Source organism: Fodinicola feengrottensis (genome assembly GCF_039530045.1).
GTDB lineage: Bacteria > Actinomycetota > Actinomycetes > Mycobacteriales > HKI-0501 > Fodinicola > Fodinicola feengrottensis.
Map to the genome: position 1 here is coordinate 15,316 of NZ_BAAANY010000036.1, position 14,519 is coordinate 29,834.

General features: G+C 67.5%; 13 protein-coding genes and 1 pseudogene. 8 read left to right on the plus strand and 6 right to left on the minus strand.

Annotation, left to right across the window (positions count from 1 at the left end; all coding sequences use genetic code 11):
* Positions 1 to 18: 18 nt before the first annotated feature.
* Positions 19 to 948 carry a quinone oxidoreductase family protein gene (locus ABD301_RS34200; RefSeq protein ID WP_344314340.1) on the plus strand — a complete coding sequence of 310 codons (930 nt, stop codon included), beginning with the start codon at positions 19 to 21 and terminating at the stop codon, positions 946 to 948.
* 283 nt (positions 949 to 1,231) lie between these two features.
* Here ABD301_RS34200 and ABD301_RS34205 read toward each other — a convergent pair whose 3' ends face one another.
* Together ABD301_RS34205 and ABD301_RS34210 are read right to left on the minus strand one after the other, a co-directional pair.
* Positions 1,232 to 1,864, minus strand: a complete 633-nt coding sequence (locus tag ABD301_RS34205) for a DinB family protein (protein ID WP_344314341.1) — start codon at positions 1,862 to 1,864, stop codon at positions 1,232 to 1,234.
* Between the two features lie 32 nt (positions 1,865 to 1,896).
* Positions 1,897 to 2,400, minus strand: a complete 504-nt coding sequence (locus ABD301_RS34210; protein ID WP_344314342.1) for a GNAT family N-acetyltransferase — start codon at positions 2,398 to 2,400, stop codon at positions 1,897 to 1,899.
* 129 nt (positions 2,401 to 2,529) lie between these two features.
* Here ABD301_RS34210 and ABD301_RS34215 point away from each other — a divergent pair, with 129 nt between their 5' ends.
* Together ABD301_RS34215 and ABD301_RS34220 are read left to right on the plus strand one after the other, a co-directional pair.
* Positions 2,530 to 3,084, plus strand: coding sequence for a SigE family RNA polymerase sigma factor (locus tag ABD301_RS34215; RefSeq protein ID WP_344314343.1), 555 nt, complete (start codon positions 2,530 to 2,532; stop codon positions 3,082 to 3,084).
* Positions 3,084 to 4,367: a WD40/YVTN/BNR-like repeat-containing protein gene (locus ABD301_RS34220; RefSeq protein ID WP_344314344.1), complete on the plus strand. Its 1,284-nt coding sequence runs from the start codon at positions 3,084 to 3,086 to the stop codon at positions 4,365 to 4,367. The genes ABD301_RS34215 and ABD301_RS34220 overlap by 1 nt, the downstream gene beginning before the upstream one ends.
* 59 nt (positions 4,368 to 4,426) lie before the next feature.
* On the opposite strand, the gene ABD301_RS34225 is transcribed toward ABD301_RS34220, so the two are convergent.
* Positions 4,427 to 5,209: an enoyl-CoA hydratase/isomerase family protein gene (locus ABD301_RS34225; RefSeq protein WP_344314345.1), complete on the minus strand. Its 783-nt coding sequence runs from the start codon at positions 5,207 to 5,209 to the stop codon at positions 4,427 to 4,429.
* A gap of 226 nt (positions 5,210 to 5,435) precedes the next feature.
* On the opposite strand from ABD301_RS34225, the gene ABD301_RS34230 reads away from it, so the two are divergent.
* Complete coding sequence (locus tag ABD301_RS34230; protein WP_344314346.1) at positions 5,436 to 6,056, plus strand: sensor domain-containing protein; 621 nt, start codon at positions 5,436 to 5,438, stop codon at positions 6,054 to 6,056.
* 155 nt (positions 6,057 to 6,211) lie between these two features.
* On the opposite strand, the pseudogene ABD301_RS34235 reads toward ABD301_RS34230, so the two are convergent.
* The 3 genes and pseudogenes from ABD301_RS34235 to ABD301_RS34245 form a co-directional block, all read right to left on the minus strand.
* A pseudogene (locus ABD301_RS34235) lies at positions 6,212 to 6,868 on the minus strand (GntR family transcriptional regulator); the annotation flags it as partial.
* The gene (locus ABD301_RS34240; protein WP_344314468.1) at positions 6,865 to 7,533 is read right to left on the minus strand and encodes a maleate cis-trans isomerase family protein; all 669 of its coding nucleotides are present in this window, start codon (positions 7,531 to 7,533) and stop codon (positions 6,865 to 6,867) included. The gene ABD301_RS34240 and the pseudogene ABD301_RS34235, both read right to left, overlap by 4 nt.
* A 118-nt stretch (positions 7,534 to 7,651) precedes the next feature.
* Positions 7,652 to 8,374 carry a maleate cis-trans isomerase family protein gene (locus tag ABD301_RS34245; protein WP_344314469.1) on the minus strand — a complete coding sequence of 241 codons (723 nt, stop codon included), beginning with the start codon at positions 8,372 to 8,374 and terminating at the stop codon, positions 7,652 to 7,654.
* A 156-nt stretch (positions 8,375 to 8,530) separates the two neighbouring features.
* On the opposite strand from ABD301_RS34245, the gene ABD301_RS34250 reads away from it, so the two are divergent.
* The 4 genes from ABD301_RS34250 (at position 8,531) to ABD301_RS34265 (ending at position 14,454) form a co-directional block, all read left to right on the plus strand.
* Positions 8,531 to 9,445 carry a D-2-hydroxyacid dehydrogenase gene (locus tag ABD301_RS34250; protein WP_344314470.1) on the plus strand — a complete coding sequence of 305 codons (915 nt, stop codon included), beginning with the start codon at positions 8,531 to 8,533 and terminating at the stop codon, positions 9,443 to 9,445.
* A 9-nt stretch (positions 9,446 to 9,454) separates the two neighbouring features.
* Positions 9,455 to 10,855: an amidase gene (locus ABD301_RS34255; protein ID WP_344314347.1), complete on the plus strand. Its 1,401-nt coding sequence runs from the start codon at positions 9,455 to 9,457 to the stop codon at positions 10,853 to 10,855.
* A 136-nt stretch (positions 10,856 to 10,991) separates the two neighbouring features.
* On the plus strand, positions 10,992 to 11,684 hold the full coding sequence (locus ABD301_RS34260) for a winged helix-turn-helix domain-containing protein (RefSeq protein ID WP_344314348.1): 693 nt from the start codon (positions 10,992 to 10,994) through the stop codon (positions 11,682 to 11,684).
* 100 nt (positions 11,685 to 11,784) lie between these two features.
* Positions 11,785 to 14,454 carry a PEP/pyruvate-binding domain-containing protein gene (locus tag ABD301_RS34265; protein WP_344314349.1) on the plus strand — a complete coding sequence of 890 codons (2,670 nt, stop codon included), beginning with the start codon at positions 11,785 to 11,787 and terminating at the stop codon, positions 14,452 to 14,454.
* Positions 14,455 to 14,519: the final 65 nt, after the last annotated feature.

Genomic DNA, 14,519 nt, shown 5'->3' on the forward strand with positions numbered 1-14,519 from the left:
CACGTCGTTCGGAGACTCATGCGCGCCGCGATCATTCCCGCCTTCGGCCGGCCGCCCCAGGTGGGCGAGTGGCCTGATCCGAAACCGCTGCCCGGCCAGACGTTGATTCGCAACCGGGCGGCCGCGGTCAACCCGGTCGACCTGAAAATGGCCTCCGGCACGTACTACTTCGGTGCTCCTGAACCGCCTTACGTGGCCGGGGCCGAAGGCGTCGGCGAGGCGAACGGCGTTCGCTATTGGTATGAGACAGGCCAGCGGGGTGGCGCTTTCGCCGAGTTGACTGCGGTGGACAGCGACCACTTGGTCGCATTGCCGGACGGTCTCGAGAACGCGGTCGCCGCCACTCTCGGCGTCGCCGGCCTGGCTGCCTGGGATGCCCTGGCCCGCCGGGCCGCGCTGCGGAAAGGCGAAACCGTGCTCGTCCTGGGCGCCAGCGGTGCGGTCGGTGCTTTCGCCGTCCAGATCGCGCGCCTGCTCGGCGCTTGGAAGGTCGTCGCCGCAGCTCGGGACACCGGCACGCTCAGCCCTTCGGTGCGTACGGCCGCAGACACCGTCGTCGCCCTCGACGGCGACGACCTGGTCGCTAGACTGGGCGCCGCCGCACCGGCTGGCTACGATGTGATCATCGATCCGCTGTGGGGGCTGCCCGCTCAGGCCGCGCTGGCCTGCACGGCTGAAAACGCCCGGCTGGTGCAGCTGGGATCGGCCGCCGGCGAAACCGTCCCCATCGCCGGTGGAATAGTACGTAAATCCTCGACGAGCATTCTCGGCTACACGATTTACGCTATTCCGTGGGAAATCAAACGCGAGGCCTACCGTCAACTCGCTGCCCATGCCGCCGCCGGCCGTCTGGTCGTCGAATGGGAGTCACTGCCGTTGGCCGAGATCGCCGAAGCGTGGGAGCTGCAAGCCCACTCGCCCCACCGCAAACTGGTCCTGGAAATGTAGCGCCTCACCAGTCGGGAAGCTGATTTCGTTTCTGTGGATAAGAAACGGACCACCCTGAAATGCCTTGTGGAGAACTTCTATTTCAAAGCGCGCGCTCTGGCCCGATACTCGACCGTTTGTTTTCTACCCAGGCCGGTAATAATCACCGACCCTCTTCGCCGCCACCCAGCGAACAGCTACCGCACCGTCGGTCAGCGATCTTGTGGATGGGTGCCTGGGTGATACCCGCCGTCATCCATCCCGACGACGGGCTTCCACCGGCCTCCTGCTGTCAGTCGGGATTTCAGTCCGCACGCGGGGTCCCGTACCAGCGCCATTCTGTCAGCTTTGGCCGACCTGGCAGTTCCACTCGCCCGGTGGTCCAGAGCAGGACCTGCCACCGGTCACCGCCGGCCGGCGCGTCCGGGAAGAGCCGCGCCAGCACTCGATCGCAGAGGTCGGCCGGTGGGTCCCACGGCACCCCAAGACCGGCCGCGATGTCGTACGTATGCACCAAAGTCTCCACAACGCCCATCGCGGCGAAACCTTCCGGGTCCGCGGCGCCGAAAATGTGCCTGGAGCGAACCTCCGGCGAGGTCGTACGCACCATCGCCACCAGCAGCGCGGCGCAGGCCTCCAAAACCTCGAACAGTCCAGAAGGGCCAGCGGAACGGTCGACGAAAACGACGTTCGCGGGTCCTGCTGGCCGCTGCCGGATCCAGGCGAACGGCACCTCGCGCTCCAGCGACGGGGTCCTCGGGCCAAGCTGCGCCGCGTACGCGAACAAGTCGTCGGCGAGATGTTCGACGGTTTCCCAGCAGCCCCACTCCAGTGTGCCCGCGTTGCCCTCCCAAGCGTCCGGCGAAGCTTGCCGGAAGGCCGCGATCGCCAGCTGGACGGCGTCGTCGACATCGATCGCGGTGACGGGTTTTCGCACGAATCTCCTGTCAGAACCTCGACTGTCCACCGTTAGATGATCACAGGCCTGTCAATCGCATAAAGCACGAAAGGACTGCCGCGATGGACAATGTCCCGGAGGTGGTGCATGCCGATCCGCGCCATCACCGCCTGGGAGCGGATGTTTTCCTTTTCGGTGAAAGCCACGATCTGGTCGGCGGCGGGCAAGGTGAACCCGTACGCCAGACTTTCCCGGCCGATCTCACTGGCATAGCCGCGCCCCCAGAAATCACCGCGTAACGCCCAGCCGGTCTCCAACCGGCGCTCGCCGTCGACGTGTTTCCACGAGAGGCCGCCGCGGCCCACCACCTTGCCGGAGATTCGCTCGTACGCCAGCCATTTGTGGACGCTTCCGGACGCCCATGCGGCGCCATAAAGGGACGCTTCGCGACGAGCCATGTCCAACGTCCACTGGCCATACCAGTGGGCCACCGCCGGATCTTGGTGCACGGTCCAAAGATCGCCGGCGTGGTCACTGGTGATCGGTTCCAGCCGCAGCCGTTCGGTCGTACGCACCGGAACACGATAGCCAGTCGGCTGCCCGTTGAGGAATCCCTTTTGGGCCGGCGGCATTGCCGGGAACCGGATTCGGTGGCTTGTTTGTCATGTGATTGTCAAGACGGCAATCAGCTGGGAGGACGGGGCGTGCAGGACAGACCCGCGACAGCGCGTGAACGGCTGGATGAGATCTTCCGAGCCACTCATCCGCGCTTGGTGATGAACATGTTCGCCCTGACCGGGGACACGGCCGAGGCCGAGGATGTGGTGCAGGAGGCGTTCGTACGAGCGGTGGCCAACAGTCGGAAGGTGCTGGAGGCGGACAGCCCGGAGGCATGGTTGCGTACGGTCGCGCGCAATGTGGCGTTGAACCGATGGCGCCGCAAGGTTCGGCTCCGGCAGTTGATGCGCCAGAACGAGCCGCGGCCACCGGTGGTGCCGGAAATGTCGCCGGATCGGCTCGTTGTCTACGACGCGATTCGCCAGTTGCAGCCGCGATATCGCGAGGTGATCGCGCTGCACTATCTGGCGGACCTGTCGGTGGAACAGATCGCCCAGACCATCGGCGCCTCCACCGGAACCGTCAAGTCCCGGCTGCACCGCGGCCGGACCGCGCTCGGCCAGCTGCTCGGTTCGGACCGGTCCAGTTTCGTGGCCATGATGTCCGCTGATGGCCCGGTTCCGGCGATCGGAGAGATCTGATGACTACCTCGTTTTTTCAAGACCTGCGGGACAAAGTCGAGAGCGGTGCGTACACGCCCGACCTCGACGCGATCCACCGGGCCGGTGGCCACCGCCGGCGAGTACGCAACGTGGGCATCGTGGCGAGCGTCGTCGCCTTGGCTGTGCTGATTACTGGAACGTCGTTCGCGGTGTCCACCGCGAGATCTGACCGGGTGCCGCCGGCCAAAGCACCGGCCACTGGTACACCCGCCAAGGTGGTGCCGCTGACCGCCAGCATGAAAGTGGGCCGGATATACCCGATCGACACGAAACTGACGTACGCGCTGGTCGTCGCTTCGCCAGGGAAGTACGCGCTGGCCCGTACGACCGACGGTGGTGGGCATTGGCGGGCGTACGCGCTGCCAGCGGACGCCAATGCGGCCGCGGACCAGGCTCCCAAGAATGTCTGGGGACCGGATCCGGTGGTCTCGACGAACGACTTCCTGGTCTTTCTGAGTGCCACCGCCCTGACGGTCGGTGGCTACCTCACCCAGGACGGCGGCCAGAGTTGGCGGCGGATCGTGGGTGGACACCCTCTTAGCGGAGTGCCCAAAGGGCTGCCACCAACCATCGTCGGCGACGACATCAACAGTGTTCCGCGCGGATGGACTTTGGCCATGATGCAAAAGCGCATGGACGGATTCCAGTTGACCGCCGTCGATCCGGCCACCGGCGTCTGGCACGTCTTAGCTATCGCCCCGGGGACGGGTGTAGGCAGTGTGGAAGCGTCGCGTGATGGGACCATCTGGTGTACGTACACGCCGACCGCTGGGGGAAACGGGCTCGCTGTCAGCCACGATCAGGGCCGGACGTGGACAACACACGTACTGAAGTCGTCCGAAGGATCGGTTGGCACCTCGATCACCAGCCTCGATGGACGCCACGCCGCTATCAGTACGATTCGGCCGGTGCCGCAAAAGTCTGGACTGGGGCAGGGCGTGACCCTGGTCACTGACGATGGCGGCAGGACGTGGAACGAGGACCCTCAGTCGCACGGACTGCCATTCAGCGCTTGGCCTTTGGACGACGGCAGCATCGTGGGGACCGGAAACAACGACATTGGAAATCGGGACAACGTGGTGATCACTCGCGACAACGGCCGCACTTTCACCCCGGTGGCGCCAAACGGTCCCGTCAACTTCTTCGGTAAGACGGTGAACGGCCTCCTTGTTCGCGGTTACGTCGGTGGCACTGGGGCAACTGATTCGGTGTCGACCGACGGGGTGCACTGGACGAGCCCGCCGGTGCCGCCGCTGAAATAGCTCGTACGCAACGAAACAGCGGCTCTCGGGCCGCTGTTTCGTCGCGTCCGCAAGAAGAATCAGCGACCGTGGTAGACGCCGTCGCGGCGCTCCCGGAAGGCGGTCAGTGCCTCGGCCGAGTCTTCGGTGCTCTGCACCACCGCCATATGCGAGGAAATAAGATCCAATGCCGTACGCATGTCCGTACGCGCGGACTGATAGACCGCGCGTTTGATCATTCGTACGTTCACCGGGGGAGCGGCGGCGATCCGTTGCGCGAAATTGACCGCGCGGCCGGCGAATTCGGCGTCCGGGTAGACATGGTTGACCATGCCGATCTCCAGCGCCTCCTGGGCGCCGACGAAATCGCCCGTCCACAACAGTTCCAGGGCGCGGGCGCTGCCGATCAGCCGCGGCAGGAAGAAACAGCCGCCGTCGCCGGGCACCAGCCCGACCCGGATGTAACCCTCGGAAAACCGCGCCGAGGTGGCCGCGAGGCGCAGGTCGCACATCAGCGCCATGTCCATGCCGGCGCCTACCGCCACCCCGTTGACCGCCGCGATCACCGGTTTGTCCAGATCCTCCAAGGCGTACGCGACTCGATGGATCCGCTCCGCGAGGACGTTTTTGCGTGCCAGCGCGGAGGAATCGCCGGTGGCGAAGTCGTCCAGGTCGACGCCGGAGCAAAACGCGTCACCGGCGCCGGTCAGCAGGACTACCCGTACGTCCGGATTTGTCCGTGCATCAACCAGAAAACCGGCCCACGCGTCGATCATTTCCATGGTGAAAGCGTTCTTGCGCGCTGGCCGGTTCAGCGTGATCGTCCCGACGCCATCGGCGGTCGTGTACTCGATGTCGGCCATTGCCATCCTTTCGGGTGACCCGTTTGTCGTCCCACATCGTGTCATCCCGGGCGGTCGGCCCGTCGGCGGTCGGCGCGGGCGGCCTCCTCTGGACCGATACCTGGGCGGGATGCCCAACCAAGCACCTTGGAGGGACGCGGTGAGCGCTCGCGCGTTTGTACGGTTTGCTCACGGACCTAAGCGCAGAAGACCCTGACCGAGAGGCCGCAGCACCGTGAGCAGCACGATGGCAATGCAGAAGCGCCCGTTTCCCCGCCAGGTGGGCACGGACACCGCGTACAGCCTGGGCGGTTTTGTGGTGGCCGTGATCCGGTTCGTGCTTCTCGTCACGCTGTTCTCGGTGGGACTGGGCACCCTGGTGATCGGGATCGGCTTCCCCATCCTGGTGCTGGCGCTGTACGTGGCTCGCCGGTTCGCGGACATCGAGCGGCATTGGGTGGGCGCCGTACGAGGACGGCCGAGCGTGCGGCCGGCGTACCGGAGCCTGGAAGACCGGAGCGGCCTGAAGCGGCTGCTGACTCCGCTGGCCGAGGCCCAGAGTTGGCGGGACTTCCTCTACGGTGTCTTCGCCTTCATCCCGGCGACGATCGCTTTTGTGCTCGCCGTCACCTGGTGGGTGGCCGGTGTCGGCGGCACTTTGTACTTCCTGTGGGGATGGAGCCTGCCCACTGACGGCCACACTCTCGCGTACCTGCTCGGCCTCGGCTCATCGTACCGGGCGGATCTGATCCTGGAGACCACCATTGGCGTGCTGTTCCTGCTGACCGCGCCGCTGATGTCCCGATTGCTGGCGGTCACCAACACGGCCATCTCCCGGTCGATGCTGACCACCGACTGGATCGGCTAGCGCGCCCGGCGGGCGGCGCGTTTTGGCTTGATCGCTGGAGTCTGGGCCCGGGCCTCATCGGCAAGCGTCTGGAAAAGGCTGACGTAGCCGTTGACGCCCGGGCCGATGACCGCGGTGTCCACCCCGGTTTTGGGCCCCACTCCCGAGCGCAGGCTGCTGCCCGGGACCAGCCGCTCGATCGCGTCCTCCATATGGGCGTCCAGCAACGAAAGTACGAGTTCCTCGTCGCCACTGCGAATCGCGTCGATCAGCTTCCCGTGCTCGTCGGCGCGTTCTTCGACACCGCGATATGTCCGCTGCAGCGCGGAAAGACACATCCGGGTCTCCACCAACAAGGTACGGGCCATCCGGGCCAGTCGGTGGCTGCCGGCGGCCAGCACCAGCGACTCGTGGAACCGCAGGTCGGCGTCGCTGGCCGCGGCCGGGTCGTTGACCTGGGCGGCATACCGCAACAGTTCCTGGGCTTTTTCCAGGGAATCCGCCGCGGCGCGGTAGTCGCCGCGCATGATGCGTACGGCGGCGGCCCGCTCCACGGCCGTACGAGCGACGTAAATGTCATAGACGTCCGCGGGTTCGAGGTCGATGACGAACAGGCCACGGTGTCTTTCGCTGCGCAGCAAGCCTTCCTGGACCAGCCGCTGCATCGCTTCCCGCAGCGGCCCCCGGCTGACCTGGAACTGCCCGGCCAGCTCGGCCTCGCCCAGTTGGGTGCCCGGCGCGATCGCGCCGTTCATGATGGCCGTACGCAACTGCCTCGCGATGATCTCGGCGGTGGACTCCCGGCTGACCGGCAGTAAGCCCTCCGCGGTCATCGGCCCTGCCCCGCGCTCGCGGCCGCCCGGAACAGTGTTCCCAGTCCACTGTGGACCAAGGGTTCTCCGGACAGTCGCAGGGCTTCCCAGATGGTCACCTGGTTGGCCGTCAGCACCGGCTTGCCGATTCGCTTCTCGATCGTGTCGACGAGGGCGACCGTACGCATCGCGGTGTCCGGCACCAGCACCGCGTCCGCGTCCGGATGGTCGTTGCCAGCGGCCAGCTCCAGCACCGCGTCGACCGGCAGCGTGCCGACCTCGGCCGCGGTCTGGATGCCGTGGCTGGACATCCGGACGACCTCGATCCCGGCGGCGGCGAGGAAATCCACGAACCGGTCGGCGACTGGCTTCGGATAGCTCGCGGCCACCGCGACTTTTCGCGCACCGATCGCCTGGGTCGCTCGTACGAAGGCGAAAGACGTGCTCGACGCCGGCACTCCGGCCGCCTCGGCCAGTTTCGCCGCCTGTTCGGTGGCGCCTTCCCAGCCGTAGACGAAACTTCCGCTCGTACAAGCCCAGATGACCGCGGCGGGGGAGTACGCGGCCAAGCGGCCAGCGCCCTCGGCCAACCGGCTCGGATTCCCGAGATCGAGCAGCTCTTCGATGGCGTGCAGGTCCTCGCCGTACGTGTGCTCGACCCGCAGCGTGTGACCGCCGCCGAGCATCTTCTGCGCGGTGGGGTAGTCGTCTTCGGCGGCGTGCCCCGGGTAGAGAAAGCCGAGCGTGGTCACCGAGGCACCTCCGAGAGCTGGTACATATTGTCAACAATCCTACTTGAACCGGTCAATCGATCTCCCGCAGCCACTGCCCGGGCCCGACCACCGGCAGCTGCATCCGCCGCAGGCAGGCCCACATCGTCAGCTGGTTGGCGGTGAAGACGGGCTTGCCGAGCATCGTCTCCAGCGGCTCGATCAGGTCGTACGTGGGCAGGTTCGTGCAGCTGACGAAAATCGCCTCGGCGTCCGGACGGTCCGCTCGCAGCATGTGCTCGGCGACCGTGCGGTAGCTGACCTTCCAGATGCCGCCGCCCAGCCCGAGATGCTCGCTGGCGACGGTCTCCACGTTCAGCTCGCCGAGGAATTCGTGCAGTTTCGCCGTCAGGTCGGCATAGTACGGCGTGACCACCGAGATTTTGGTCAGTCCGAACGTTTTCAGCACCTCGGCGAGAGCGCCGGACGTGGTGACCGCGTCGGGTGCGCCGGAATCCCGAATCACTTTGCAGAGCCCGGATTCGGCGGCTACCCCGTTCACGAAGCTGCCCGAGGAACACAGATAGGCGACCACTTCGGGCTCGACGTGCAGCACGTCCCGGGTGGCGGCGGCCAGGTGGCGTACGTCGCTTACCAGCTGAGCCATCTCCATGCTGACCGGCACCGGCTCGTACGGCGTACGGGCCAGATGCAGCGAGACCTCGACCGGCACCCACCGCCACAGCTCCCGCTCCAGGGCGAGGTCGAAGGGCGCGATGATGCCGATGCCCCGTTGCGCCAATGGGCCTTCGAACATCGTGAAATCCACGGTTCACCTCCCGGTCAACGGCGACTCCGGGGCGCCCCGCGGATTGTTGACAATCATACGAACCGAACCTAGCGTGTCAATGTGGTCCGAACGGGTGATATTCCGGTGCTCGCTGTCCTCTGTGCGGACGACCGTCCGCCCCTGATGGCGGCCGTCGAAGCCGCGGCCGAGGTGCGCTACGCCGACGCCGCCGGTCTGCCGGCCGCACTGCGGGGAGCCGATTGCCTGCTGGTCTGGGATTTCCTGTCCAGAGCGGTGGAGCCGGCTTTCGCGGCCGCGGACCGGCTGGGCTGGCTGCACATCGCCAGCACCGGCGTGGACAACGTGCTTTTCCCGGCGATGCGGCAAAGTGACGTGCTACTGACCAACTCGTCGGGCATCTTCGATGGCGCGATCGCGGAGTACGTGCTGGGCTGTGTGTTGGCGTTCGCCAAGGATTTCCGTACGACCCTGACCGCGCAGCGGGAGAAACGCTGGTATCACCGGGAAACCGAGCGGATCGCCGGCCGGCGCGCGGTGGTGGTCGGCACCGGCCCGATCGGCCGGGCCATCGCCCGGCTGCTGGCCGCCGCCGGTCTCCAGGTGACCGGTGTCGGCCGTACGGCCCGCGTCGCTGACCCGGATTTCGTTGCCGTACAAGCATCTTCTGACCTGCATAAATGCCTGGGGGAGGCGGACTTCGTGGTCGCGGTGGCGCCGCTGACGGACGCTACCGCCGGGATGTTCGACAAGGCCGCCTTCGGCGCGATGAAGCCGACCGCCCGATTTATCAACGTTGGTCGCGGCGGGCTGGTGGTCACCGACGATCTTGTCGAGGCACTGCAAGGAAAAGTCATCGCCGGTGCCGCGCTCGACGTGTTCGAGATCGAGCCGCTGCCGGTACGTCATCCACTGTGGAGCCTGCCAAATGTTCTTATTTCACCCCATATGTCGGGAGACTTCGTCGGCTGGCTGCCCGCGCTTGCCGAGCTTTTCGTCGACAACTTCGGCAAGTGGCAAGCCGGAATGCCGTTGCGTAACGTCGTCGACAAACAGCTGGGTTACGTGCCAGCGCGATGAGGAGGATCGATGGCTGCCGATGAGACCCGGCTGACCGCGACCGAGTGGGTGGCCGCGTACTCGGCCGGCGAACGCTCGCCAGTGGAGGCGACCCGGCAGGCATTGGACCGGATCGAGAAATATGACCGGGAACTCAACGCGTACGTTCTCGTGGACGCCGAGGGCGCGATGGCGGCCGCCGAGGAGTCGGCGCAGCGGTGGGAGCAGGGCAACCCGATCGGGATGCTGGACGGCGTACCGGTGTCGATCAAGGACATGTTCCTCACCGCCGGGATGCCGACGGTCAAGGGATCGCGCGCCATCGACCCGGAGCAGGAGTGGACCGTCGACGCGCCGGTGTCCGCCCGGTTGCGCGAGCACGGCGCTGTCGTGCTGGGCAAGACCACCACGCCCGAGCTGGGCTGGAAGGGCGTCACCGACAGTCCGCTGTCCGGCGTCACCCGCAACCCGTGGAACCGCGAGCTGACCGCCGGCGGCTCCAGTGGCGGCAGCGCGGTCGCGGTGGCCACCGGGATGGGCGCGCTGTCGGTCGGTACGGACGGCGGCGGGTCGATCCGGATCCCGGCGTCCTTCTGCGGCATCGCTGGCCTCAAGCCGACGCATGGCCGGGTGCCGGTCTACCCGGCCAGCGCGTTCGGGCCGCTCTCGCACTCCGGCCCGATGGCGGTCTCGGTCGACGACCTGGCATTGCTGCTGGACGTGCTCGCGCAACCCGACCACCGGGACCCGACCTCACCGCCGCCGCCCGCCGGTTCGTACCGCGAGGCGGTCCGCCGAGACGTGCGCGGCCTGGTGGTGGCGTACAGCCCGAACTTGGGTTATGTCGATGTGGACCCGCAGGTCGACCTGATCGTCCGGGAGGCCGTCGAGGCGCTCGCCGACGCTGGCCTGCGGGTCGAGCTGGTCGATCCCGGGTTCGCCGATCCAGCGGACGCTTTCGAGGTGCTCTGGAGTACGGGTGCCGCGTACGCGCTGGACGGGCTCGAGCTGGAAGACCCGAGTGTGCTGGACCCGGGGCTCGCCGCGCTGTGGCAGCGCGGGCAGAAGCGGTCGGCCGGCGACTACCTGAACGCCACCGCGGTGCGTACGCAGCTGGGCATCGCGATGGGGGAGTTCCACCAGCGCTACGACCTGCTGTTGACCCCGACGATCCCGATCCTGCCCTTCGCCGCCGGCCACGATGTCCCGCCGGACAGCGACCATCTGGAGTGGCCGAGCTGGACGCCTTTCACGTACCCGTTCAACATGACCCAGCAACCGGCCGCGAGCGTGCCGGCCGGCTTCACCAGCGAGGGCCTGCCGGTTGGCCTGCAGGTGGTCGGGCCGCGGCACTCCGACGACCTGGTGCTGGCCGTCTGCCGGCTTTTCGAGACCGTGCGGCCCTGGGTGGACACCATCCACCAGTTGTGACCGGGTTTCCGGACGTGAAGTATTTTTCACGATCCGGAAACACCGCGGTGACGGCGGCTCAACCGGTTGGTTGCACGGTAACTACATGTCGAATTCGGGACAGATGCACACCGGCTCAAGGTAAGTCGGCCTTTCGATGGTCGAATCCGTACCGCTGACTGGTTTCGCCCTTGGCGTCGCCGCCGAGGCCGATCACGAGGTGCTGGTCACCGCGCTGTGTGACGCCGGTGCCGAGGTCTTCGCGGCCAGCGTCGCCGGCCCCGGCCGGGTGGCCGCTGACCGGCTGCTCGATCTCGTCACCTGCCGCCGCCTGGACGCCCTGGTCCTGACCGGCGCAGGCGCTGCCCAACGCCTCACCAATCGAGCCGCCCGGCGCGGCCTCGCCGCCGAACTCCACGCCGCGCTCTCACCCGAGGTCGTCGTCGCCTGCCTGGAACCGCTGGCCGAGGACGTACGCGCCATCGGCTGGGACGTACCGGTCAGCGCGCCCCACCTGGACAGCCTGATCCGCACTCTCGGCGCGTACTTGTGTTCCCGCGCACCCCAACTCGCGGTTTCCGGCCGTACGCTCGCCGTCCGCGGCCGGGCGGTGCTGGTCGACGGCGAGCCGAGGGAGATGCCACCGGCCGCGGTCGCCCTCCTTCGTGTCCTGATCCGCCGACCCGGACACGTCGTCAGCCGAGCCGAACTCCTGCGCGCTCTCCCCGGCGGCCGCCACAAACCGCACGCCGTCGACAGCGCGATATCCCGCCTCCGAGCCACCATCGGCGACCCGCGCCTCGTCCAAACCGTGGTCAAACGCGGTTACCGCCTCACCGCCGACGACTGACAATAATTCATCACGTGTTGATTTATTGTTCGTTTGCCCGTACCTTGACAGACGGGGTCGGAAGTCTGTGGGCCGGCCATCAGGGGAGGCGTAGGACATCATGACCGCACAAATGGCGCATATCGGCAACCCGGCAGGCACCGCGAAGCCGCTGGTACGGGCGTTGAAGGACACCGATGCGACCATGCTGGCGGAGGTCGGCGGCAAGGCGGCGAACCTCGGCGAGATGACCCAGGCGGGGCTCCCGGTGCCGGGCGGTTTCACGGTGACCACCGAGGCGTACGCGAGAGTGTCGCCGCGGCAGCTCGACTACGACGACCCGCAACTTCCGGCGAATGCACGGAAAATCCTGCTCGAGACTCCCGTCCCCGACGACGTCGAAGCGGAGATCCGGGCCGCGTACGGGCAGCTCGGCGCTGACGTGCCGGTGGCCGTACGCTCGTCGGCCACCGCCGAAGACCTGCCGTATGCGAGTTTCGCCGGCCAACAGGACACCTACCTGCACATCATCGGCGCCGACGCGGTGGTCGACGCGGTGCGCCGGTGCTGGGCCTCGCTGTGGACGGATCGAGCCGTCGCCTACCGGTCCAGCAACGACATCGACCACCGGTTGGTGCAGCTCGCCGTGGTCGTACAGCGAATGGTGGACGCGGAGATCGCCGGTGTGCTGCTGACCGCGAACCCACTCACCGGGCGCCGACGTGAGGCCGTGCTCGACGCCAGCCCCGGGCTCGGCGAGTCGGTGGTCTCCGGTTCGGTGAACCCGGACCATTTCGTCGTCGACACCCGTACGGGTGTCATCAAGGAGCGCCGGCTGGGGGACAAGCGGACCCTGATCCGATCATTGCCGGACGGCGGTACGGAGACGGTCAACCTGCCGGATGGTTCGGAGACCGCCTGCCTGACCGACGCCCAGATCGAGGATCTGGCGGCGCTGGGTGACCAGGTCGAGAAGCACTACGGGCGGCCGCAGGACATCGAGTGGGCGATCGAGCCGGGTGGCCGGCTGTGGCTGACCCAGGCGCGGCCGATCACCACCCTCTACCCGCTGCCGACGGACGCGCCGGACAGCCCGGACGAGCTCCGGGCGTACCTCAACGTCAACGTCGCGCAGGGCATGTTCCGCCCGTTCACGCCGATGGGCCTGGCGGCTTTCCGGCTGCTCGGTTCAGGCGTCGCGGACCTGCTGCACCACCCGGTGGCCGACGCTCGGCAGGGCCCGCCGATCCTGAAAGAGGCCGGCGGGCGGCTGTTCGTCGACGCGACCGCGATCATTCGCAGCAAGATCGGCCGCGACATCATGCCGCGAATGCTGGACGTGATGGAGGCTCGCTCGTCGGCGATCATGCGGTCGCTCTTCGACGAGCCGCGACTGTCGGTCATCCACAAGTCGCGGCGGCCGGTGCTCTCCGCGGTCGTACGCGTGGGCGTGCGGTTCGGCGCGCCTCAGCAGATCGGGCGCGCGTTCGCTCGCCCCGCGGCGGCTCGAGAGTACGTACGGAACCTCGAAAAGAGCCTGCACGAGGGGGTCGGGCAGCCCTCCGACGCGGCCGGCCACCTGCGGGCCGCCGAGTGGATCCTGAACAACCGGACGTCCCGCATCATCCCCAGCGTGATGCCGACGATGGCCGCCGGAACGCTCGCGTACGTGCTCGCCGGCCGGCTGATCCCGGACGCTGACCAGGACCTGCGGCGGGCCGTGCTGCGTGCGATGCCGTACAACGTGACCACCGAGATGGACCTGAGCCTCTGGCGGCTGGCGTCGCGGATCCGCACGGACGCGGAGGCAGCCGCCGAGCTGGCGGACACCTCGGCGGCTGACCTCGCGAAGCGCTACAAGGCTGGCTCGCTCACGGCCACGACCCAGCGTGGACTGGCCGCATTCCTGGAAAAGTACGGCCGGCGGGCGATCGCCGAGATCGATCTGGGCATGCCGCGCTGGTCCGACGACCCGACCCACATTCTTGGCGTGCTGGCCAACTACCTGCGGCTCGATGACGAGCGGCTGGCGCCGGACGCCCAATTCGCCCGCGGTGCCGTCGAGGCGCAGGACGCGATCGAGCAGCTGGTCGCGTACGCGCGGAGCCACGGCCGGCTGCGGGCCCGGCTGGTTGAGTTCGGCCTCCGGCGGTCCCGGGAGCTGATCGGCATCCGCGAGTCGCCGAAGTTCCTGCTGGTCACCGCGCTCGGCATGGCGCGCGAGCACCTCGCGGTGATTGGTCGCGAGCTGGTGGCGCGGCAGCTGCTGGACGACGCCGACGACGTGTTCTTCCTGGATTTCGGTGAGGTCGAGAAGGCGATCGCCGGGCAGGCGTACCAGCCGCTGGTCGCCGAGCGCCGGGAGGCGTACGAGCGGGAGGTCCGGCGCCGGAAGCTGCCTCGGCTGCTGCTGTCCGATGGCGCCGAGCCGGAGGTGACCACCAGCCGGGACGACCTGCCCGAAGGCGCACTCGGCGGCACCCCGGCGTCGTCCGGTACGGTCACCGGCGTCGCGCGGGTGGTGCTCGACCCGACCGGCGCCCACCTGGAACCCGGCGAGATCCTGGTCGCACCGTCCACTGACCCGGGCTGGACGCCGTTATTCCTGACCGCCGGCGGTCTGGTGATGGAGATGGGCGGCGCGAACTCGCATGGCGCGATGGTCGCCCGCGAGTACGGGATCCCCGCGGTCGTCGGCGTCCCGGACGCCACCCACGCCATCAAAACCGGCGACACCATCACCGTCGACGGCTCCACCGGCAGCGTCATCCAGCAAAGCGCTGCGGGCTGATAGGCGCTGCCCGTTTGGGCTGACGATACTTCGGCAGCAACCTTCTCGTCCGGATGAGGCGTCCT

Excerpts from the sequence above, each read along its gene's own strand:
- ABD301_RS34265 (WP_344314349.1), top strand. The coding sequence starts at position 11,785 with ATGACCGCACAAATGGCGCATATCGGCAACCCGGCAGGCACCGCGAAG.
- ABD301_RS34250 (WP_344314470.1), top strand. The coding sequence starts at position 8,531 with ATGGCGGCCGTCGAAGCCGCGGCCGAGGTGCGCTACGCCGACGCCGCC.
- ABD301_RS34230 (WP_344314346.1), top strand. The coding sequence starts at position 5,436 with ATGGCAATGCAGAAGCGCCCGTTTCCCCGCCAGGTGGGCACGGACACC.
- ABD301_RS34200 (WP_344314340.1), top strand. The coding sequence starts at position 19 with ATGCGCGCCGCGATCATTCCCGCCTTCGGCCGGCCGCCCCAGGTGGGC.
- ABD301_RS34260 (WP_344314348.1), top strand. The coding sequence starts at position 10,992 with ATGGTCGAATCCGTACCGCTGACTGGTTTCGCCCTTGGCGTCGCCGCC.
- ABD301_RS34255 (WP_344314347.1), top strand. The coding sequence starts at position 9,455 with ATGGCTGCCGATGAGACCCGGCTGACCGCGACCGAGTGGGTGGCCGCG.
- ABD301_RS34245 (WP_344314469.1), bottom strand. The coding sequence starts at position 8,374 with ATGTTCGAAGGCCCATTGGCGCAACGGGGCATCGGCATCATCGCGCCC.
- ABD301_RS34240 (WP_344314468.1), bottom strand. The coding sequence starts at position 7,533 with ATGCTCGGCGGCGGTCACACGCTGCGGGTCGAGCACACGTACGGCGAG.
- ABD301_RS34220 (WP_344314344.1), top strand. The coding sequence starts at position 3,084 with ATGACTACCTCGTTTTTTCAAGACCTGCGGGACAAAGTCGAGAGCGGT.
- ABD301_RS34225 (WP_344314345.1), bottom strand. The coding sequence starts at position 5,209 with ATGGCCGACATCGAGTACACGACCGCCGATGGCGTCGGGACGATCACG.